Source organism: Microcoleus sp. Pol1C5, from assembly GCF_036701115.1.
In the GTDB taxonomy this organism is placed as follows: domain Bacteria; phylum Cyanobacteriota; class Cyanobacteriia; order Cyanobacteriales; family Microcoleaceae; genus Microcoleus.
In genome coordinates this window covers 1-21,589 of sequence record NZ_JAUBQE010000030.1, presented here as the reverse complement: position 1 = coordinate 21,589, position 21,589 = coordinate 1, and the positions used below count along the sequence as shown (strand labels likewise).

At 44.4% G+C, this 21,589-nt stretch carries 16 protein-coding genes and 1 pseudogene; 10 read left to right on the top strand and 7 right to left on the bottom strand.

The window, feature by feature from the left end:
* Positions 1–23: 23 nt before the first annotated feature.
* On the top strand, positions 24–1,148 hold the full coding sequence (locus tag QUA23_RS17595; protein ID WP_333072937.1) for a three-Cys-motif partner protein TcmP: 1,125 nt from the start codon (positions 24–26) through the stop codon (positions 1,146–1,148).
* Here QUA23_RS17595 and QUA23_RS17590 read toward each other — a convergent pair.
* The gene (locus QUA23_RS17590) at positions 1,129–1,917 is read right to left on the bottom strand and encodes a phage Gp37/Gp68 family protein (RefSeq protein ID WP_333072938.1); all 789 of its coding nucleotides are present in this window, start codon (positions 1,915–1,917) and stop codon (positions 1,129–1,131) included. The genes QUA23_RS17595 and QUA23_RS17590 overlap by 20 nt on opposite strands.
* Positions 1,918–2,134: 217 nt before the next feature.
* Here QUA23_RS17590 and QUA23_RS17585 point away from each other — a divergent pair, with 217 nt between their 5' ends.
* Complete coding sequence (locus QUA23_RS17585) at positions 2,135–2,782, top strand: sigma-70 family RNA polymerase sigma factor (RefSeq protein WP_333072939.1); 648 nt, start codon at positions 2,135–2,137, stop codon at positions 2,780–2,782.
* A 174-nt stretch (positions 2,783–2,956) separates the two neighbouring features.
* Positions 2,957–3,280 (top strand): 2Fe-2S iron-sulfur cluster-binding protein, encoded by a 324-nt coding sequence (locus QUA23_RS17580; protein WP_333072940.1) that lies wholly within the window; start codon positions 2,957–2,959, stop codon positions 3,278–3,280.
* A 604-nt stretch (positions 3,281–3,884) separates the two neighbouring features.
* On the opposite strand, the gene treS is transcribed toward QUA23_RS17580, so the two are convergent.
* Positions 3,885–7,268, bottom strand: coding sequence for a maltose alpha-D-glucosyltransferase (treS, locus tag QUA23_RS17575; RefSeq protein WP_333093778.1), 3,384 nt, complete (start codon positions 7,266–7,268; stop codon positions 3,885–3,887).
* A gap of 553 nt (positions 7,269–7,821) precedes the next feature.
* Here treS and QUA23_RS17570 point away from each other — a divergent pair.
* The gene (locus QUA23_RS17570) at positions 7,822–8,052 is read left to right on the top strand and encodes a photosystem II protein, Psb35-related (protein WP_333072942.1); all 231 of its coding nucleotides are present in this window, start codon (positions 7,822–7,824) and stop codon (positions 8,050–8,052) included.
* A 99-nt stretch (positions 8,053–8,151) separates the two neighbouring features.
* Here QUA23_RS17570 and QUA23_RS17565 read toward each other — a convergent pair whose 3' ends face one another.
* Complete coding sequence (locus QUA23_RS17565; RefSeq protein ID WP_333073151.1) at positions 8,152–11,100, bottom strand: AAA family ATPase; 2,949 nt, start codon at positions 11,098–11,100, stop codon at positions 8,152–8,154.
* Between the two features lie 338 nt (positions 11,101–11,438).
* Between QUA23_RS17565 and QUA23_RS17560 the strand changes: the two genes are divergently transcribed.
* The 3 genes from QUA23_RS17560 (at position 11,439) to QUA23_RS17550 (ending at position 15,816) form a co-directional block, all read left to right on the top strand.
* Complete coding sequence (locus tag QUA23_RS17560; RefSeq protein ID WP_333072943.1) at positions 11,439–12,791, top strand: MBOAT family O-acyltransferase; 1,353 nt, start codon at positions 11,439–11,441, stop codon at positions 12,789–12,791.
* Between the two features lie 5 nt (positions 12,792–12,796).
* A complete protein-coding gene (locus tag QUA23_RS17555; protein ID WP_333072944.1) occupies positions 12,797–13,786 on the top strand; it encodes a DUF459 domain-containing protein in 990 nt (329 codons plus the stop codon).
* 275 nt (positions 13,787–14,061) lie between these two features.
* Positions 14,062–15,816 (top strand): hypothetical protein, encoded by a 1,755-nt coding sequence (locus tag QUA23_RS17550; protein ID WP_333072945.1) that lies wholly within the window; start codon positions 14,062–14,064, stop codon positions 15,814–15,816.
* Positions 15,817–15,928: 112 nt separating this feature from the next.
* Here the strand turns inward: QUA23_RS17550 and gloA are convergent, their stop codons facing one another.
* The 4 genes from gloA to QUA23_RS17530 form a co-directional block, all read right to left on the bottom strand.
* Positions 15,929–16,357: a lactoylglutathione lyase gene (gene gloA, locus QUA23_RS17545; protein WP_333072946.1), complete on the bottom strand. Its 429-nt coding sequence runs from the start codon at positions 16,355–16,357 to the stop codon at positions 15,929–15,931.
* A 110-nt stretch (positions 16,358–16,467) separates the two neighbouring features.
* Positions 16,468–16,980, bottom strand: coding sequence for a cupredoxin domain-containing protein (locus QUA23_RS17540; RefSeq protein ID WP_333072947.1), 513 nt, complete (start codon positions 16,978–16,980; stop codon positions 16,468–16,470).
* Between the two features lie 19 nt (positions 16,981–16,999).
* Positions 17,000–19,255, bottom strand: a complete 2,256-nt coding sequence (locus QUA23_RS17535; RefSeq protein ID WP_333072948.1) for a heavy metal translocating P-type ATPase — start codon at positions 19,253–19,255, stop codon at positions 17,000–17,002.
* Positions 19,256–19,290: 35 nt separating this feature from the next.
* Positions 19,291–19,485: a heavy-metal-associated domain-containing protein gene (locus tag QUA23_RS17530; RefSeq protein ID WP_333072949.1), complete on the bottom strand. Its 195-nt coding sequence runs from the start codon at positions 19,483–19,485 to the stop codon at positions 19,291–19,293.
* 322 nt (positions 19,486–19,807) lie between these two features.
* On the opposite strand from QUA23_RS17530, the gene QUA23_RS17525 reads away from it, so the two are divergent.
* From QUA23_RS17525 to QUA23_RS17515, 3 genes and pseudogenes are all read left to right on the top strand, one after another.
* Entirely contained in the window at positions 19,808–20,527 is a 720-nt protein-coding gene (locus tag QUA23_RS17525) for a DUF305 domain-containing protein (protein WP_333072951.1), read from the top strand.
* Positions 20,528–20,875: 348 nt separating this feature from the next.
* Entirely contained in the window at positions 20,876–21,073 is a 198-nt protein-coding gene (locus QUA23_RS17520) for a hypothetical protein (protein WP_333072952.1), read from the top strand.
* Between the two features lie 202 nt (positions 21,074–21,275).
* Positions 21,276–21,589, top strand: a pseudogene (locus QUA23_RS17515) (efflux RND transporter periplasmic adaptor subunit); the annotation flags it as partial.

Here is a 21,589-nt window from a genome sequence, read left to right as displayed (position 1 = left end):
ACTAAAGTGTAGAGGTGACTGTGATGGCTGACAGTTCTTTCTTTGATGAGTCCAGAGATAATTCTTTAGTAAAATCAGAAATAGTTGCTAAATACTTTTGGGCCTGGGCAAAGGTAATTATACCCACAGCAAAGAAATGGAGTAATAAAATTGCCTATATTGATTTGTTCTCTGGGCCCGGTCGCTATAAAAACGGTTCTAAGTCTACTCCATTACTTATCTTGGAACGTGCTATTGCCGAGCCAGATATGTCACAAATGCTAGTAACGTTGTTTAATGATAAGGACTCAAATAATACTCAGTCTCTCCAGCAGGCTATAGAATCCATCCCAGATATAGGCAGGTTAACCCATAAGCCAATACTTTTAAATAAGGAGGTTGGAGAAGAAATTGTTCAAGCAATTAAACAAATCACTAAGATTCCTACACTATTCTTTATCGACCCTTGGGGTTATAAAGGCTTGTCACTTGCGCTAATTGGATCGGTCATCAAAGATTGGGGTTGTGATTGTATATTTTTCTTTAACTACAACCGGATCAACATGGGATTGCATAATACAGCCGTAGAGAAGCACATGAATTCTCTCTTCGGCAAAGAACGAGCCGACAATCTTAGGGGACAGCTTGAATCGAAGCAACCAGAGGAGCGAGAGTTAATAATTGTGGAGGCTATCTCTCAGGCTTTGAAAGAAATAGGTGGCTCATATGTACTCCCATTTTGCTTTAAAAATGAAGGCGGTAATCGGACTACCCATCATTTAATTTTTGTATCAAAAAATGTTTTGGGTTATTCAATCATGAAAGAAATCATGGCTGGAGAAAGCTCTAGCGCTAAACAAGGTGTTTCTTCTTTTGAATACAATCCCGCTCCACCTAGATATCCCCTCTTATATGAGCTTTACCGTCCTCTGGATGAGCTTGAAAATTTGTTGTTGGATGAATTTGCCGCTCAGACGATGACTATGGAACAAATTTACAATCAGCATCATGTTGGCAAGCGCTACATTAGTAAAAATTACAAAGAAGCTCTTAAGAAACTCGAACAACAAGGTAAAATAATAGCAGATCCACCTGCCAGTAAACGAAGGAAGTACAAAGGAGAAATTACATTTGGAGAGAAGGTGACAGTTACATTTTTACCAAAGTAGGTGCTACTACTTTATTTGAGTTACGACTCATCCTGGAAGTGTAGCCATTAAATTGCCTTTGATGTTTATCCCATGCTTCCGGCATCTCATCCCAAATTTTATCATCCAGAAGTCGCCCACCAGCTTTAGGTGTTCTACCTCCCCATTGCTTGAAGAAAAACGCTACTTCAGCCTCCTCACACTGCTGTTGAATACTCTCAACCCATTCTGCTTGCATGGGACGGTGTTTTTGTCCAGATTCTCCCCCAACTATTACCCAATGAATGCCTTTTAAATCAATATCCAAAGCACCTAAAAGCGGTTCGCACGAGAGAAATCTGACCTTGGCAGGTACTTTTCGCAAACAATCAATCCTGTCAACGTACTTTTGATTTTCCACAGAAACTCCCATCCAAATGTTGTCATGCCAGTCTAATTTATCTGCTAGTTCGCGAAGGCGTTCGTGTCTTTTGGTCAGAATTTGATATACGTGCCAAGGAGTTTCTCGAATCACTTCAAAAACTTCTTGAAGGAATGAAAAAGGAACTTCTTCGTGAAATAAATCGCTCATCGAATTCACGAAAATGCGGCTCGGTTTTCGCCAGCGTTTGGGTTCTTGCAGCCGCTCGCGATGCAGTGTTAAATCAAAACCGTTAGGAAAATTAGTGTGAAACCTTTTTGTTAATGCTTCGGCATAACAATGCGTGCAGCCCGGACTGACTTTATCGCAGCCCGTCGTTGGATTCCACGTTCTGTCAGTCCATTCGATACCAGTATTAATGCTAGACATACAAATAATTTACCATTTAAACAACCTTTGTAGGTGACGGTGAAAAAATAAAATTCGATCTACTAATTGAGGTTTATTCACCGTCACCTACAACTTAATTATATAATTAATTTGACTTTATTATCAACATATTTTTTAAACACTTGCATCAAATGTATATCGTGTTGTAGAATCGGGCTGCACCCGCATTTATTCTCCAAACCTTTCCATAACAATTGTGCAAACACCTAATTTTTCAGAACTCAACCATCCTGTGGTCAAATCCCTGTTCCATCACAGCGACCAGGAATTATTGACTCTGTTTCAAAACCATCCCGATCAGGGTCGCTTCTTCACGGCGATTTTTTGTCGCTACGCTCAAATTGTACACTCCCTGATTCGCCATTCCGTGCGATCGCCCGTACAAGGCGATTACCTGTTTGCCCACACTTGGCTGCACATCTATCACGAACTCCGAGGCCTCGATTTGCGCCGCGAAACCCAAGAGTCTGATGGCGAAAATCTCAGTCTCCAAAACTGGCTGATTAATGTCACCGCAGTTTGCATAAATCAAGCCCAATTGCCCCCTGTTGAGTCGATTCACTATTCTTTGCAATCGGCTCCGCCTCCCCTGTGGTGTTACGTCAAACAAGCCTTGGAATTGTTAGCGCCGCTGCCGCGTTTAGTGGTGTTGATGGCTCAGACTTTCCGCTGGAGCGAAACTCGAATAGCAGCTTATTTGCAAGCAGAAGGCGAAGCTATTTCGCCTGCTCAGGTAAAGGCTTTGCTGCAAAAAGGATATCAAACTTTAGAATCAAATTTGCCGGAGGATATTCGGGCTATTTATCTAGATGAAAATCTCGATTATCAAGAAGCACTTGTCTAGTATCGCGATCGAGGTTGTGGTTTGTCAAAAACCCGGTGTTTTGAAAATACTGGGTTTTTTAGCTATCATGTATAGCGGCATATCCTCCGTCCGCACCCTACATTTTGATTTTTTCTGTAAGTTGTAATCATCTATTTTGGTTGAATACAAGCAATCCAAATATAAGAGGTGGAAATGGCTGTTTATCAAGTTCGGTTGGTGAATGAGGCTCTCGCGCTCGATCGCACGATCGCAGTACCAGACGACCAGTATATCTTAGATATGGCAGAAGATGCCGGTATCCGCTTGCCGAACGGATGCAAGCAAGGAGAGTGTTCTGCTTGCGTTGTCAAACTGCTGAGCGGTGAAATCGACCAAAGCGAACAAAAGTTTTTGAAGCCGTCAGAATTACAAGCTGGCTACGCTGTTACTTGTGTGGCTTACCCGCTTTCTGACTGCACGTTGTTAACGCATCAAGAACAAGTTTTATATCAAACATCTCTTTATTTAAAATCGTAAGTATGGAGCGATTTAAAGATACTCGTGAAGACATCTACTCATTCCAGAATGAATTTCTGGTGAGATGCCCTTTTTGTGGTTCATGTGCGATCGTGCGTTGTATAGATCCTGATAAGGTCGATAGCTTTGCTCCTCGGAGATTTTCCTGTACAACTTGTGGTTCCTCAAAAGATTGGTCTGAACAGAATATTGAAAGCTGGTATAGTAAGGCACAGGATAACTACTTCCACTATCCTCTGTGGCTTCAAACTTCCTGTTGCGGTAAGACGCTTTGGGCTTACAATCTTCGACATTTAGAATTTATTGAGGCTTTTGTTCGGGCAAAGTTGAGGGAACGAAAACCTCATGAAATTTATGGCTGGTCGAATCAGAATCTGTTCTGTCGACTTCCAAAATGGATACAATTAGGTAAGAATCGACAAGAAATTATCAAAGCGATCGCAAAGATACGTGAATCAGTTGTGACTCTTACCTAATATTCGCCGCTGGAAATGGTTGTTCAAGCAGATTTCGTATCATGTAAGGTGCGTGACTTTCCAGCATCTCGCTGCCACTTGAGTGGCTAGAAAGTCACGCACCCTAACGAGTATAGATAAACCCGCCCTTATAAATTCAGCAATTCTACAATCCGCTGAAGCGGAATGTGCGCCCAATCCAAGCGGTAATTAAGTTCGTAGGCTAGCTCGCCAACCGCTTTTTCCAAAATGTAAGCATCCAGCAAAACTTGTAGTTCCGGTATAGATTTGGGCAAGAAATCTGCATCGGCTGCTGTTGCCAAATAGCTCTTAACAAAAGTTAGGCTGACCCAGCGGTGCCAAACGTTCGCCCACTGCTGCATCTCCGGAAGATTTTCAGGGCGAATCATGCCACTTTCTACTTCATTGCGGAGTGCCAAAGTAACAGCGTAACTTATAGATTGCAGCATTCCCGCAACATCTCGCAGGGGCGACCTCTTCATCCGCCGCTCGTTTAATGGTCGATCGCGTTCTCCTCCGAAATCAATAATTACGAAGTCTTTGCCTGTATAAAGAACTTGCCCGAAATGAAAGTCTCCGTGACAGCGAATTCTATCGGTCGTGATTCTCAAGTTCAAAATAGACTTGAAACGTTCCATGAGCAAATCTTCGCGGTTGAGCAGCTTTTGCGCCGATTTTTGTATTTCGGGCGGCAGTTTGGACATCCGTTTTTTCAGATCCAGCAAAGTTCTTCCTGCCAGATTTCTCATGTGTTGATAGATGGAACGCTGGTAAAAAGAGGTGAAGCTTTCTGGGGCAAAAGCGGGATTTTCTGTGTCACCAGCTAAAGCGAGGTGAAGTTCGGCTGTCCGCTGACCTAAAAGTTCGGCTGATGCTAAGTAAGAGCCGATGAGTTCGCGAGCTAATGCAGGAATTTCTAGGGATAAATCCGCTACTAGCGAGTTTGAGTTTCGCGGCATTTGTCCGGTCAAAGCGCTCGGTAAATAATTTTCGGGGGCAGTAGATAAATTCTCGCCGGAATGCTTTGCTTCTACGGTCATTACTTGCTCGAAATAGTCGCGCAGTGTGTCTAATGTATAAGACCAAGCGTCTATGCTGTCGGGGATTAATTTTTGCAGTATTCCGACGGTAAGGACTTGTTTTCCTGGTGTGTGATATTCCAATGCTCCGGCAATTGGAGCGTAGTGTTGAATCGAGTTGAGATGGGTTAAAAAGCGTCCGATTTCTAATTCGGGGTTGATTCCTTCCTCGACTTTTCGCAATATTTTCAGGACGAAGCGGTCGCCGTAACCTGCGGATGTATTGCTTTGTTCTTTTTTGAACAGGTGAGGGTCGAGCTGCGATAAATCTTGTTCGGAGCTGAATGCGCTGTCGGCAATTCCTAGCAGTTGACCTGCAGCACCTCTGTAACTGCGAGAAGTGGCGATCGCCCCTAGCAGCGCGCTCAGAAAACCTTTGTCCCCGGCAGCGTCAAATAGTACGCCGACTTCCTTGTTGGTTTCTGGGAAGTGGAGGCGCGCGATCGCTCGATCGTCCACATCGCCTTTAATCTCTTCCCAACCTAAAGGCAAAACGTAAGTTTCCGGCATACCTTCAGTATAATTCAACTGCAAAAACAGAATGTAAACTTGAGATTGCTCCCCCGCACTATCTTTACATTCAATCGGTACAATCTCACTTATTTCTAATGATTGAATTGTCCGAGCTGTACCGCTAAACCAGCGATGGCGCCGCAGGTATCCCGGCAAAATATTAAGCAGCATATCGCTTAACTGACTTGTAGCAAAAGCAGTTTTCCAATTGCCTATCACCGCCAAAGTAGGCAAGTCTGTGGGAACACCGTGCAGGGCCAAATCTTCATGTTTAACAGTAAGAGTAAACCAGTAAAACGTGTGAGGACTCAAGCACAAAAAGTAAGGATCTTCGCCAACAGCAGGAAACTCCGTGCGGCCGAAAATCTCCACCGGAACAGCACCTTTAAAGGGCGCAAGGTCTAATTCTGCCGTCTGGACGAAGCGCGACAAATTAGCCACTACGAGGATGTGTTCGTCTTGATAAGTGCGTACAAAAGCTAAAACTTTGCGGTTTTCCGGGTATAGAAACTCGCAAGTTCCGCGGCCGAATGCTTGGAAGCGCTGCCTAATTGCAATCAGGCGTTTCATCCACCACCAAAGAGAACTCGGATTCGCCCGCTGCGCGTCCACGTTAACAGATTCGTAGTGATATTCAGGGTCAACAATTGGCGGTGCGTAAAGCCGCTGCGGGTTAGCACGGCTGAAACCGGCATTGCGATCGCCACTCCACTGCATCGGAGTTCTCACCCCATTGCGATCGCCCAAATAGATATTGTCTCCCATGCCAATTTCATCGCCGTAGTAAAGCACCGGCGTACCCGGAAGAGACAGCAGCAAAGCATTCATCAACTCGATACGGCGGCGGTTATTTCCCATCAAAGGAGCCAAGCGGCGGCGGATGCCCAAATTAATTCTCGCCTGAGTATCTTGAGCGTAAACCCGATACATATAATCTCGGTCTTCATCGCTGACCATTTCCAGCGTCAATTCATCGTGATTCCGCAAAAATAAAGCCCACTGACAGTTATTGGGAATCTGCGGAGTTTGCTGGAGAATATCGCTAATTGGAAAGCTATCTTCCATGTACAAAGCCATAAATAAACGCGGCATCAGCGGAAAATGAAAGTTCATGTGACATTCATCGCCAGCAGCGTAATATTCAACCGCATCCTCCGGCCACTGATTCGCCTCAGCCAGCAGCATCCGGTTCGGGAATTTCTCATCTACGTGCTGCCGCAATTGCTTCAGGAATTGGTGAGTTTCTGGCAGGTTTTCGCAGTTAGTACCTTCCCGCTCGTACAGGTAAGGCACCGCATCCATCCGCAGTCCGTCTACTCCCAGTGCCAACCAGAAATCTACCACATCTAAGATGGCTTGGCGCACGGCGGGATTGTCGTAATTCAAATCGGGTTGGTGGGAATAAAAACGGTGCCAGTAATAAGCTTTTGCTACCGCATCCCAAGCCCAATTAGATGTTTCAAAATCTTGGAAAATAATTCTAGCATCTTGATATTTTTCCGGCGTGTCGCTCCACACATAAAAATCTCTTTCGTTACTGCCTTTCGGGGCGCGGCGCGCTCGCTGAAACCAAGCGTGCTGGTCAGAAGTGTGGTTGACAATTAACTCAATAATGACTCGAATTCCCCGCTGGTGCGCTGCTTCTAAAAGGTCTTTAAAATCCTCTAATGTGCCGTAAATCGGGTTGACGGTAGTATAGTGAGATGTATCGTAGCCGTCGTCTCGGAGCGGCGAGGGAAAAAATGGCAGTACCCAAATTGCTGTTACTCCCAAGTTTTGCAGGTAATCCAGTTTTTCTGTCAGTCCTCTAAAGTCGCCGATGCCGTCTGCATTGCTGTCGGCAAAAGCCCGAACTGGTACTTCGTAAATAATTGCGTCTTTGAACCACAAGGGGTCGTCATTTAACATTGAGTTTGGCATGATTTGTAGCGATGATTGGTAATTGGTAATTTGTACTTAAAATTTGGTAATTGGGATTTGTTAGTTCCCATCCAAACCGATAAATCATAACTCATAATTTAGCAGCTATTCCTCATGCCAGCGGCAGACTTTTAATCGTAATTTATTAACGCAAAACTTATAATTTCTTAACTATAAAATCTCAACAAGCTGTTTTGCTATTTCGGATACGGTTCACAATTCCGATACATATGCGCGGTGCACACCCGAAAGACCGGTCCGCGGTGCACACCCTACCAAGGCGTGTCAACTTAAGCCTGAATCTCACCCTGGTAGCCCAGTCTAGCTCCCCCTTGATGGGACTTTGAGAACACTCTTGTCCTCCCCTTTATTAAGGGGGGCTAGGGGGGATCGAGCCCTTGTTGACACTAAGCGCACCCTCCAGACTCAGGATTAGGTGCGGTATTTACTACCTGCCGGGCGGTTGCCACGACAGTACAGTACCTTGACGTTTATTACTAATTTTTGTTACATTAGTTTACATAAAGCAACAAAAGTTAAGGAAAAAGCAAATATGGCTATTGTAATCGCTCTTTTAATCGTCGGTTGGGTCGCGGCCTCAGTAATTGGCACTCAAGCATATTTCCTCGGGGAACAGTCAAAGCCCATCCACGAGCGGAATTGGAACGATGAATCTTTTGAAAAATTGGCTGTAGCAATCACGGCAACAGAGATGGATTACAGCGTTCGGGTTCCAGCCTACAGCCTGGATGCCTATGGTAGCCGCACCATCTCTAATTCTTGACATATTTCACCATTTTTAATAACAGGCAGGATGCCTGTTCCACAAGAAAATTGATTGTTTGTGGAACAGGCATCTTGCCTGTTCCAAACTATTCGGCAACTACAAACTGTTACCTGTCAGCGCTGGGCGAGAATCTTTTTTGCGAAATTGCAAAGTGTTATTTTCGCAGTCGATCGCAATTGTATCGCCCTCCACAAACGCATTTTCCAGAATCTTGTTTGCCAGCGGGTTTTCCAGCTCCCGCTGGATGGCGCGTTTCAAGGGACGAGCGCCGTAAACCGGGTCGTAACCGACATCTGTGATATGGTTTTTCGCCGCATCAGACAGTTCCAAAGTGATTTTTTGCTCTGCCAACAAACGCTCGATCCGCTTCACTTGAATGCTGACTATTTGCCGCAGTTCCACCTTGCTCAAAGTGTGGAACAAAATTATCTCGTCCACCCGATTGAGAAATTCGGGCCGAAAGTGCGATCGCAGGGCTGTCATTACCCGTTTTAACATCTGTTCGTACTCTTGGTCTGTCTCCCGTTCTTGAGTCAATAAATTTTCATTTTCGCTCTTGTTTTCAGTCTTGTTTTCACTCTTAGTTACAGTATCAACATCGACTCGCTGGGCCGACACCTCAACAGTACCATCGGCAGCCACTTTATAATCTGTCTTTTGACTTGACAAATCTTTCGTTTCCTGCTTCCGACTCGCAGGTTTTTTGACGGTTTTTTCCTTCTTAGTAAACACGTCTAAAATGTGGTCGCTGCCGATATTGCTAGTCATCACAATTACGGTATTTCTAAAGTCAACCACTCGACCTTGAGAATCGGTAATTCTGCCGTCATCCAACACTTGCAGCAAAATGTTAAATACATCCGGGTGCGCTTTTTCCACTTCGTCAAACAGCACTACCGAATAAGGATGTCTCCGCACTGCTTCGGAAAGTTGTCCCCCTTCATCGTAACCGACATATCCGGGAGGAGCTCCTACCAACCGGGAAACGCTGTGCTTCTCCATGTATTCCGACATATCGATGCGGACGATCGCATCATCGCTGTCAAACAAAAACTCCGCCAACGCCCTCGCTAACTCAGTTTTGCCGACGCCTGTCGGGCCCATAAACAAGAAAGAGCCGATCGGCCTTCCAGGGTCTTTCATGCCCGCCCTAGCGCGCCGAATTGCCGCCGCCACGGCTGTTACAGCTTCCTCTTGACCGATGACTTTTTGGTGCAAGTGTTTTTCCAATTGCAGCAATTTTTGGCGTTCGGATTCTAACAATCGGTTAACCGGAATGCCCGTCCATTTAGCGACAATTTCCGCAATGTCGCCCTCAGTAACTTTTTCCCGCAGCAGGGAAGAACCTTGAGCTTGCTGTTTCAAAAGTTCCGCTTCTTTCGCTTCGCGATCGCGCACCGCAGTTTCCAACTTGCCGTACTTTAACTGTGCGGCTTTATTCAAATCGTAAGCCCTTTCTGCCTGTTCGATTTGCACTCGCAGTTGGTCTTCTTCTGCTTTCAATTTATTGATTGCATCCAACAACTGCTTTTCGCCCAACCACTGAGAGGACAATTTTTCCTGCTTGACTTTTAAGATGTCAATCTCAGATGTGATGCGTTCGACGCGGAAGCCGAGCCCAGGGGCGAGAGCACCTTTTCCTTCGCCTTCGATCGACAATTTTTCCATTTCCAACTGCATCACCCGGCGGTCGATGCCTTCCAATTCCACAGGTTTAGAGGTAATCTCCATTTTCAAGTGGGCGGCCGCTTCATCTACCAGGTCGATCGCCTTGTCCGGCAAAAATCGATCGGAAATATAGCGGAAAGACAGAGTTGCAGCAGCTACCAGGGCCGAATCAGTAATTTTTACCCCGTGGTGGCGTTCGTAACGGTCTTTCAATCCGCGCAAAATCGAAACAGTATCTTCAACGCTGGGCTCGCCGACAAATACTTGTTGAAATCTGCGTTCTAGTGCAGGATCTTTTTCAATATTCTTGCGGAATTCGTCGAGAGTTGTAGCGCCGATGCAGCGCAGTTCGCCTCTGGCTAACATGGGTTTTAACAAATTTCCGGCATCCATTCCCGAACCGGAACTGCCACCGCCGCCGGTGCCGACAACAGTGTGCAATTCGTCAATAAATAGGACAATTTGCCCGTCGGAATCGATGACTTCCCGCAGAACAGACCGCAATCGTTCTTCAAATTCGCCCCGGAATTTTGCCCCAGCAATTAAACTGCCCATGTCGAGGCTAAATAGCTGGCGATTTTTCAAAGATTCCGGTACGTCGCCGTTGACAATTCGCTGGGCTAAACCTTCGGCGATCGCAGTTTTTCCGACTCCGGGATCGCCAATTAACACCGGATTGTTTTTTTGCCGGCGGGAAAGAACTTGTACCACGCGGCGGATCTCCTCGTCGCGGCCGATTACTGGGTCGAGTTTGCCGGCTTTGGCGGCTTCTGTCAAATCGCGGCCGTACTTGCTGAGGGCGTCGGAGTTAGCTTCGCCATCTTGATCTTGGGCTTTAGCGCTGCTGCGGCTGCCTTTCGTTTCGGAATTTTTTTCTTGGGCTTTAGCAGTGGCGCGGAAAGATTTGATTGCTTCTTCGAGTTTTGGTCGATCGATCGTACCGGCTGGGGGTTTGCGATCGTAACCGGGGCGGCCCGGCGGGCCGTCGCCTTTTGTCAGCAACCTGCGACCGACTCGTTCGTCTTCTACTAAGCCAATTAATAAATGTTCAACGGCGATAAAATTATCTTGCCAAGTCGCCCTGGTGGCCTCGGCAACATCTAACATAACTTCTAAGCCGCGACCGAGGTATAGTTGGTCAGCGTTGGCAACTCTGGGCTGTCGTTTGGCAAAAGCATCTAACTGCTGGGCCAAGCGGGGGGCATCGACTCCAGCTTTGCTGAGAATGCTGTTGGCCTGACCTTGCTGTTCGAGAAGGGCGATGGCTAAATGTTCAACCTCTAGCTGCTGATTGGCAAAGCGGCGGGCGACATCCTGGGATTTGACAATGGCTTCCCAGGCTTGATCTGTAAATTTGCTAGGGTCTGTTGGCTGCACGTTGGTTCCTCGCAATCAAGGGGATTCCTGTTGTTATCCGTTAATACATCGTCTCACAACCATCATAATCTTTAAACAGGATTATGAATTTATGAGTGCGGTTAACTAGGGCGGAAGTTGTGGCATAATTGGCCTCTTACAAAAGCTTACAGTCCGCAATCCACCCCGAAATTTGGTGAGGTCAGACCGACTCTGGCGATTCCCTTCGGGATAGTTTCGCTGGTCGTACTTATAAAAATATTGCCAGAAACAAGATTTTTTATCGGCTGAGACTTATGCTATTTCCCACTTACCAATTTCTATTTTTTTTTCTAATTATTTTTAGCGCGATAGTCTCTGTGAAACCCCAAGTCAATTTGTATAAAATTGTCTTGTTAATTTCAAGTTTATTATTTTATTCATTTTGGAGTTTCGACTTTCTCTTGCTCCTCATTTTCTCTACAGCCTCTAACTATATCATTCTCCGCGTTCTCTGCAACAATAAGTATAAAAAAATTGCTTTAATCTCCGGCTTAGTTTTCAACATTGCCTATCTCGGCATCTTTAAATATTGCAACTTCTTTGTAACTTCTTTATTTGAGATACTGAACCAGCTACAAATTCCAGCCAGCTTTCCAGTTTTGCAAATAATCGCCCCCGTCGGCGTGTCTTTCTACACTTTTAGAATGATTTCTCATTTAATCGACTGCTACCAGCAAAAAATACCCTGTCCAAAATTTATAGACTATGCCGCCTACATTACCTACTTTCCGCAAATTGCCTCTGGGCCAATCTCGCGATCTCGCGAATTTTATTTGCAGCTAAATTCACGGAAAAAATACGACTATCAAATTGAAGAAGTTATAGTTTTGATTTTGTCTGGACTGTTTAAAAAATATACTTTATCGAGCTTTTTGTTTAACTTCACTGACTTGCCATTCAAAGTCCCCCAGCAGTACAGCAGCATCGATTTAATCCTGGCGGCAATTTCCTATTCCTGTTTAATTTACGTAGATTTCAGCGGCTATTCAGATTTAGCCAACGGCATCTCCTGTTTGCTGGGTTTCAAACCGATTGCCAACTTTAATATGCCATACCGATCGCTCAGTCTGCAAGAATTTTGGAAAAGGTGGCACATCAGTCTTTCCGAGTGGCTGAGGGATTACCTATACTTTTCCTTGGGCGGCAACAAATACGGCAAGTTGAGGAAGTACGTAAATTTACTGATGACAATGGCGATCGGTGGATTTTGGCACGGCGCAGGTTTAAACTTTATTTTCTGGGGCGCAATTCACGGTTTAGGATTAATTGTCAACCATTTATGTAAAGATATCCCCCAAGCTATACACTTTAAATTAGACTATGCGTTTCCCCGATTTGCTAAATTTTGCAGTTGGCTGCTAACATTTACTTTTGTTACTTGTAGCTGGGTATTTTTTGGCACTCCCAATTGGGAAACTGCGGTGAGTTTTTTTGAAGGAATTGTCCATCCTGCCGTCGCAACTTTTCAATTTAACTTTTGGCAATTGTATTTAGTAATTGCAGTCATCGGCGCGCTCAACTTGTGGGGCGATCGCATCTCGAAACTATTGCAAACAGTATTGTCATTAAAAAACATTTTCTTTCGAGTGGTCTTAGTTTCGCTGCTCGTGTATACTATTTTGATGTTGGGGCCGAGTACCCTTCCGCCTTTTATTTACTTTAATTTCTAAGAAATATGAAAGACCGGGAATTTTTGCTAATTGTTACTTCTGTCATTCTCACTTTAATATTTTCAAACTTATCATTATTTCTGAAAAGCTTTGCTTCAACTCCTTTCGCCAGTGCAGAAATTAAACAAGCCGCGCGCCAAATAGAAATAGACGGTTTCAGAAAATCCGAACAAGATTTTTGGAGCAAAATTAAAGATATTAACTTCGATAACCTCCCCAAAGAACCAGAAATTCCTCCTGTCCAAACCGAAACAAAAGCGGCCGTTGAACCCCCAAAGCCTGCTAATGCTAAAAAACCAACCCCAGCTAAAAAACCAACCCCAGCTAAACCAAAACTAACCCGACCTTATCGCAAATTTTTATTTATTGGAGATTCCGTAATGTTCGACTTAGGAATTCAACTCCAGTACACTCTTAAGAAAAAATACAATATCGCCGATACTAAAATTGACTACAAAGTATCGACTGGATTAAATCGGATAGATTATTATGACTGGTATGCTAGAACTCGCCAAATTATTAATAATTACCAGCCGGATGTAGTGATTGTTTTGTTTGGAGCAAATGACCGTCAAAATATCATTGATTCTCAAGGAAAAGGTCGGGCTGTTATGACCAAAGAATGGCAAAAAGCTTATCAAGAAAGAGTTGAAAGATATGCCAATTTACTTGATGCGTCATCGGTGAGAAAAGTGTATTGGGTCGGTCAATCGATCCCTAACAAATCTTCGTATCTCCAAGCTTTTCCCGTCATGAACGATATTTATAAAAATGCCAGCAAATCTTCATCAAAAATTGAATATATTTCGACGTGGGAAACTTTTGGAAAAGCCGGGAAATTTGTACCTGTAGTTGCTAATAAATCGGGGAAGCGAGGCTATGTAAAAAATAATGATGGCTTGCACTTTACCTCCCACGGCGCTCAAATTATTAGCGACTTAATCGTCGATCAAATGGTGAGCGACAAAATCTTAAAAATTCCCACAAACAAATGACTATAATAGGTTTTGTTTCCTGACCCAACCTAAAATTTGGACATTTCACCGGTTACTGGAAAATTATATATTAAGTTCGGGACGCACATTAGCATTGCTCAACCCGGTTTATCAAAAAAATCTGGGTTTAGTCAGGAGAAATTTACCCGTAAAACCGGGTTTATAACTCCCTATGCCTCCAGGACTAATATTGACAAAAAGCAGCAGTAAATGTAATGCTGAATTTAGCATCAAACAACGGCGTCCATATCTAGTAATTGTCCTGGGGACAAATTATGACGAGCAATATGTGGAAACTCGATCGCCCTAGCATCCCTGAGCCAATGGAATGCAGTGGTACAGCGCTAATCATCGCTCTCACTAAATATACTCAACCTTGGCAAAGAGTAAACACAGTTGAACGAATTTTGCAACATTGCGGGATCGAGCCTTTTGCTGAAGTTTTGGGCGTACAGAACAGCGGAATATTAAGGGCCAATATACCGGAATCGCTCAGAAAACCACATCCGACTTTGCTGTTTCGCGCTTTGGCAATTCAGGCCTTTGGGAAGATGCGAGAGGGGCTGATATCAAGTGAGAGAGCGGCTAGAGCCACTGGTTTTAGCAAAAATCTGCTGGCGGCGTTAGAAGTGGAAGCGCGAGGGGGATCGACTCCTTTAATTCGCTGGTCTGCGGCTGTTAGTATTAAGTCAATTTGTTTGGATGAAGCAGGGCAAGGCAAGGAAGGTGCTGTCAATATCACAATCAATGCAGAGGAAATTGAGCGGCGGGTTGTAGAAGAGCAAATTAAAGTGTTAACAAGCAACAAATTTGCTTTGGGCGACAGCAGTAAGGAATATGAGAATTGTCTCGATTTTTGGGTGTACGGCCCGAATTGGCTGCTGCCGAGCCTGTCAATGGATTGCGAAGAATATCTATTTTGGATCGAGCGAGTATTTGCTGCGATCGCAGTTACGGGTCCGTACAAATTGAGGGTCGAAAACGATGCAGCGGTAACAAATTTTTTGGAAGTTGCCGAAAATAATTTTAATGACTGGGAATTGTCCAAAATACTTGCCAAAATTTTTGAGTTCCTGCACCACCCGGAAGCGAAAGTCAAAAATCTAGCTGCTATTATTTTAGAACCTTACAAAGACAAGCTAGACCGAAAAGCGGCGCAGATTATGACAGCGATCGTATATAAATTTAATGTAAGATATCAGCCCTTAGAATGTCTGACTATTCCCGAAATTGAGGAGTACAAAGCGTCACTGTATCGAGGTAAAAGAGAAATTGACGAGATGTATAGTCAGGCTTTGTCGCTGTGCGGCGATCGGGATGTCGAACTCGCAAGTTTCTTGTCATCTAAACAAAATAAATACCAAAATACTCTAGACGAGCATATCAACAATCTCAGCAAGTTAGTTAAATCAATCATATATTGCCAGAGTTTGTTAGATGCTAATAGGGAACTTTTGTATTTGACTATAGAGCGGCTAGAAAAGTGGGATTACACCCTCGACAATAAACTGGCTGCCCATCGCAAACAACTCACAAACCTGAGCTTATACAAAAACACCTCCGAGCAGTGCATTAACCTAGACAATGAACTTAATTATATCAGAGATGCTTTGCAGTATACTTTGTATGAAATCACCTCAAATATTAACAGCAAAATTAGAGAGTTAGAACTTTCTGTGTCCAAAAATAACAAGACTGCAACAGATATGTTTAAGTGGACGTGGGTATTATTCGGGGTGTGGTTTTCAGTAGGGCTGCTTTTATATTTATCTGATGTAGTAATTAACTCGATATCCACCGTCAGCTACCAAAGCGAATTTCTAGTTTATTGGACTATTTGTTTTAGTGTGATGGTGGTATTTTTGTTAGTATTAGCTGTATTCTTTTCGGCGCTCGCTTCTTTAGACCAGCGCCGAGAAGCTAAATTAATTCCTAAATTTGATAGTTTAAGTCAAATAGGGAGCAGTTTTGCTATTTTGTGGCAAAAGAGTTACTTGCAGCAGTTTGTACCGTCGGTGCGATCGCATTAAAAATGTTGAAAACTTCCTAAATCCCCTCAGTAGGGTGCGTCAGAGAAAGAGTTTCAACCTAACTCAAAAAGTTTGTTTCTGACGCACCCTACCAGGACTAGGAGGACGATCTCTAAGATGCGGTTGCCGCACTTACTTTCTGGGTGTTGCTACCTTGATTTGCCAGTTGAATTAATTCAACTTTATATCCATCTGGGTCTTGCACAAAAGCGATGACTGTTGAACCGTGCTTCATCGGGCCGGGTTCGCGACTAACTTTACCGCCGCGAGCTTTAATTTCATCGCAAGTACCGTAAATGTCGTCAACGCCGATCGCAATATGACCGTAAGCATCCCCCAAATTATACTCTGTGACGCCCCAGTTGTATGTTAATTCCAAAACTGTAGTGTCTGATTCGTCGCCGTAGCCCACAAAAGCCAGAGTAAATTTACCGTCTGGATAGTCCTTTTTTCGTAGCAATTTCATGCCCAGAACCTCGGTGTAAAATTTGAGGGACTCTTCCAGGTTGCCGACTCGGAGCATCGTGTGTAGTAGTTGCATTTAGCTCACTCCAAATTTTTTAAGCTTTCATCTATTTTAGCGATTTCTTGCTGAAAAAACTCGCGCCTCAACCGTCGAAATTGCCGCAGGTTGACAACTGTCTATTTGATTTAGCTTTGTACTTCCACCACACCCCTAAACATATTCATGCCACAAGTAAATAGGTATCGTCCAGGTTTTTGAGGGGTGAATTCAACAGCCGTTACCTGATTTAGAGGTAATTCTCGCACAATGTGAAAATCAGGTAACAACACTTTTTCAAGACAACTATTGGGGTCGCGCCTCAAGAAATTGAGCCTGACTAATTGACCTGATTTCACAACTACAGCGGCAGGTTCATAACCCCCGTCTACAGTAATAGTCAACTCTTGTATCCCCTGAATAGATTCAGCTTGCCGCCCTTTAGCTTTACTGAACAAAAACCACCACAATTCCCAACCAATTAATGTTAAACCCCCTATTGTGACGCCAACTTTTAAACCTAGTGGCTGTTCAATGCTGCGGAATTGAGTCGTAGAAGTAGAATGCGGGACGGACATTTCGGAAGCTTGAACTCCCGATGTCATTCCCATCACAAGTCCTAAACTCGCGAGACTTCGCCAAATTTGACTAGGCTGTAACATTTTTATAATTCCTCCAAATTTAGGCAATAGATTTTGGTTTAAAATTCCGCAATCGCAAAGCATTAGTAACTACAGAGACTGAACTGAAAGCCATTGCTGCACCGGCGATAATTGGATTGAGCAGCCAGCCGAAAATAGGGAACAAAATGCCCGCCGCGATCGGTATTCCAGCGATGTTGTAAATAAACGCAAAAAACAAATTTTCCCGTATGTTCCGCATGGTGGCGCGGGAAAGTTTAATTGCTGTAACTATGCCTTGCAAATCGCCTGAAATTAAGGTAATGTCGCTGGCAGCGATCGCCACATCGGTGCCGGTGCCGATCGCAATCCCCACGTCTGCTAAGGCCAAAGCCGGTGCATCGTTAATCCCGTCTCCCACCATCGCGACAATTTTTCCTCCCCGTTGCAGGGCTTGGATTTGAGCTGCTTTTTGGTCGGGTCGAACTTCGGCAAAAACGCGCGTGATGCCCACGGATTTGGCGATCGACTCCGCAGTCGCGCGGTTGTCCCCCGTCAGCATCGCTACCTCCAAACCGAGCTTTTGAAGTGCTTTCACCGCCTGCGCGGACGATGGTTTGAGAGCATCCGCAATGCCCAGAATTGCCTCTATTTTGCCTTCTACAGCCATCCAAACAACCGTTTTTCTCGCAGCTTCCAAAGCTCTCCCGCGCAGTTCCAGATATTCAGTATCGCAGCCTAGTTCCTGCATCCACCTCAGCGTTCCCAGTGCGATCGACTTTCCGCCTACAACCCCGCGCACACCACTCCCTGCGATCGCCTCAAAATCCTTAACATCCGTCAAATTTACCTCTTGAGATTGAGCGTATCTAACAACAGCTTCCCCCAAAGGATGCTCGGAATTGTGCTCGACAGACGCCGCCAATTGCAGCAACTTTAACTCATTGCTATTCTCCGTTCCTTTAATTGTCACAAAATCAGTTACAGTCGGCTTACCTTCAGTAAGAGTTCCTGTTTTATCTAACACAATAATTTGGATTTTGTGAGCCAATTCTAAACTCTCCGCTCCTTTAATTAAAATTCCGTTTTCTGCACCTTTACCCGTCCCAACCATCACAGCAGTCGGAGTCGCTAAACCCAAAGCGCAGGGACAAGCAATAATCAAGACTCCCACCATGGTCACGGTCGCTAGAGTGAAGTTTCCCGTCGTGTTAAACCAGATAATAAAAGTAGCTAAAGCGACGGAAATTACTACAGGAACAAACCAACCAGTCACTTGGTCTGCTAACTTTTGAATCGGTGCTTTTGAACCCTGTGCATCCTGCACCATCTTGACAATTTGAGCTAAAAATGTATCTTTACCAACTCTTGTCGCCCGAAACTGAAAGCTGCCAGTTTTATTGATTGTCGCTCCGATAACTTCGTCGCCAAGCTGCTTTTTAACAGGCAAACTTTCTCCCGTAACCATTGCTTCGTCTACTGTGGAAAAGCCTTCAATAACATCTCCATCTACGGGGATTTGCTCTCCCGGCCGCACCTGCACGACATCGCCAATTTCCACTTGGGCGATCGGCACTTCCAACTCTTCCCCGTTGCGAACTATCCGAGCAGTTTTTGCTTGCAAACCCATGAGTTTCCGAATGGCTTCGGAAGTCTCTCCCTTCGCCCGATTTTCTAGGGTTTTCCCCAACAAAATTAAGGCGATAACGCTGGCTGCTACTTCATAGTAAACGCTAGGAGTCAAACCTTGGGCTGTCAAGAAACCGGGAAAAAATGTCACAAATACAGAATAAAAGTAAGCAGCACTCGTTCCCAAGGCAATCAAGGTATCCATTGTCGCTACCCGCCGTTTGAAAGATTTCCAAGCTCCTACATAAAACGATTTGCCACACCAAAATTGTACGGGTGATGTCAGGACTAATTGCAGCCAAAAATCGTGCAGCCATGCGGGAATAAATGGCAGGTGCAAGCCGGTCATCGCTGGAATAGCGCCCACAACTAGCAGGATGCTTATGATGCCTGCTGTCCAGAGTTTGCGCTGCAAGGTTTGAGATTCAGATTTGCGATCGGCTTGTTCGGAATCATCCTCTGTCGCCGCCATTTCTTGAAGTGGCAAAGCTTGGTATCCCGCATCATCAACCGCCGATTGAATTGTTTCTAAGTTGGTTTGCTTGGAGTCGTATTGGATGGTTGCTTGTTCCATCCCAAAATTGACATGACACTCAAGTACGCCGGGAACAGATTGAATTGCTTGTTCGATAGAGGAAGCACAAGAAGCACAACTCATGCCCCGCAATTTAAGTGTGAGATTGTCCATATATGCCATCCTCAATGAGACTTTACCCTTTGTCTTTAAATAGTTGGATAGCCCGCCGATGCGATCGCTTTCCTAACTTCACTTTCCGACTTAGCGGTTTGAATCGTGACCAATTTTGTCTTGAGATCCGCCTCAACAGTTGAGGCTGAGTCAATGGCTTGGACTGCTTTTGTGATTGTAGTCGCACAAGCAGAACAAGCCATTTTAGGAACTTTTAGCTGTAAAGTCATAATTTGAACTTCAGCAGAAACTATTCTGCTCAATCAATGAATTAACTCCATTGTAAAGTCTCCAGTAAACTGGAGAGTCAAGGGGAATTGCAAAATAAATCAGGAATTATGAAAAAAGTGGTTTGACACCCTACGCATAGGGGTAAGGCGCGCACTGTGTACCCTACATAATTAGGTTCAAGTGAGTTCTGTAAATCTTAAATTTGAGTGCGATCGACGGCACAGCAATAATTCTTTACAAGTTCGCAGCAAAAATTTCATCCTAATTTCATTTATATATGAAAAACTGAAAATAAATGGCAGTTTTAAGGATATAAGCTCTATGAAATCAATTTCATTGAAAACAGGCTTTGCAGCGCTGACGTTGACCGCCACAGCCGCTTTAACCAGTGGAGTGCTTGCAGCTTGTTCAAAAGCCCCTTCCAGTGAAACTCCCGCCCCAAATGTTACGGCTGCAACCGAAGCAAACAACAAGCAAAACGTGGCCCAAGGCGGTGGCATGAATCATGGCATGAATCATGGCATGAATCACGATATGTCAATGGATTTAGGCCCTGCGGATGCCGACTACGATTTGCGGTTTATTGATGGCATGACAGTACACCATCAAGGTGCTGTAAACATGGCTCAAGATGTGCTTAAACAATCCAAACGCCCGGAAATGAAAAAACTTGCCACTGAGATAATTGCTGCTCAAAACCGCGAAATCAATCAAATGAAAGAGTGGCGAAAAGCTTGGTATCCCAAAGCCAGCAGTACGCCGATGGCTTATCACGCTTCAATGGGCCACATGATGGCAATGACTCCCGAACAAATGCAAAGCATGATGAGCATGGATTTAGGGGCCGCTGACGACCAATTTGACTTGCGATTTATCAATGCGATGATTCCTCACCACGAAGGAGCTTTAGTGATGGCTGAAGATGCTTTGAAGAAGTCAAAACGCCCGGAAATGAAGAAATTGTCTCAAGAAATTCTGACTTCGCAAAAGCAAGAAATTGAGCAAATGAAACAGTGGCGGCAAGCTTGGTACAAACAGTAATTTAGCTACCCTAAACAAAAGGTGACATAAATCCCCAAAATGAGTGACATTAATCACAGTAGCTCAAGAGTTCCGAAAATACTTGCTTCACCAAAACAACAAATTGAGCAAATGAAAAAGTGGCGACAACCTTGGTAGACAAAGTAATGTAGCTCGACTGTGGCTGTCAGAATTTGTCTGACTCCACCTCAGTTTCCTGAGAGTACCTACACATACTGTAGATAATTGAGCCACCCTACCTCTAAAGTAGTAGAAACTTACGTAAGAATACTGTAGACAATTGCTCAGCCCTACCTCTAAAGTAGTAGATAAGTCAGCAAAAAGCTATATAGATAGAGAGGGTAGTTTATGATATTGAATAGCTTGGAATTAAATACCACTTATAAATCAAATGCAGCCGTAGATGAGCTAGTGAGCGCATTGACAAACGAAATTGAAGCGCAAGCAGAGATAAAAAAAGCGGAAAAAAATCTACAGCACAATCGCTTGTCATTAGGCGCAACTTATATGGGTATTTTAGCAGGCGGTGGGTACCTGGGCTGCTGATGCGAAATTTCATCCTAATTTCATTTGACCGTGAAATACTAGGTTGAGTAGAGCATTTCTAGCTCTTGCTCATTGCTTAGCGGTCGCTTCTTGGAAAATGCTAATAAGTAACTTTACTTAATGGGTATGACTGACTTATCTTGGCAAAATACCAACTGCTAAACCTGTGGCACTCAACCTGATTTCAAGGACAATGCCAACGATGATATTCCACAAATATGCTCAATGTCCGGCAATTATTAGCAGCTTTTCTGGAACTTTGTTCAGCCTAATTTTGCTAAGTTCTCCGGCTGTCGTTTTGGCACACGCGGGACACGGAGATGAATTTCACCACAGCGGCGAAACAACTCAAACTCCTACTGCTATTTCTGTCGATGCCGAAACAGCAAAACGATTAGGAATTAAAGTCTCCCCTGCCGCTCGCCAGCGGCTAGATATTGGCATCAAAACCACAGGACAAATTGAAACTTTACCCAACGAAAAAGTAGAAGTTACGGCTCCTGTTGCTGGGAAAGT

Excerpts from the sequence above, each read along its gene's own strand:
- QUA23_RS17525 (WP_333072951.1), top strand. The coding sequence starts at position 19,808 with ATGAAATCAATTTCATTGAAAACAGGCTTTGCAGCGCTGACGTTGACC.
- QUA23_RS17540 (WP_333072947.1), bottom strand. The coding sequence starts at position 16,980 with ATGTTACAGCCTAGTCAAATTTGGCGAAGTCTCGCGAGTTTAGGACTT.
- QUA23_RS17595 (WP_333072937.1), top strand. The coding sequence starts at position 24 with ATGGCTGACAGTTCTTTCTTTGATGAGTCCAGAGATAATTCTTTAGTA.
- treS (WP_333093778.1), bottom strand. The coding sequence starts at position 7,268 with ATGCCAAACTCAATGTTAAATGACGACCCCTTGTGGTTCAAAGACGCA.
- QUA23_RS17520 (WP_333072952.1), top strand. The coding sequence starts at position 20,876 with ATGATATTGAATAGCTTGGAATTAAATACCACTTATAAATCAAATGCA.
- gloA (WP_333072946.1), bottom strand. The coding sequence starts at position 16,357 with ATGCAACTACTACACACGATGCTCCGAGTCGGCAACCTGGAAGAGTCC.
- QUA23_RS17570 (WP_333072942.1), top strand. The coding sequence starts at position 7,822 with ATGGCTATTGTAATCGCTCTTTTAATCGTCGGTTGGGTCGCGGCCTCA.
- QUA23_RS17550 (WP_333072945.1), top strand. The coding sequence starts at position 14,062 with ATGACGAGCAATATGTGGAAACTCGATCGCCCTAGCATCCCTGAGCCA.
- QUA23_RS17555 (WP_333072944.1), top strand. The coding sequence starts at position 12,797 with ATGAAAGACCGGGAATTTTTGCTAATTGTTACTTCTGTCATTCTCACT.
- QUA23_RS17535 (WP_333072948.1), bottom strand. The coding sequence starts at position 19,255 with ATGGACAATCTCACACTTAAATTGCGGGGCATGAGTTGTGCTTCTTGT.
- QUA23_RS17530 (WP_333072949.1), bottom strand. The coding sequence starts at position 19,485 with ATGACTTTACAGCTAAAAGTTCCTAAAATGGCTTGTTCTGCTTGTGCG.
- QUA23_RS17590 (WP_333072938.1), bottom strand. The coding sequence starts at position 1,917 with ATGTCTAGCATTAATACTGGTATCGAATGGACTGACAGAACGTGGAAT.
- QUA23_RS17580 (WP_333072940.1), top strand. The coding sequence starts at position 2,957 with ATGGCTGTTTATCAAGTTCGGTTGGTGAATGAGGCTCTCGCGCTCGAT.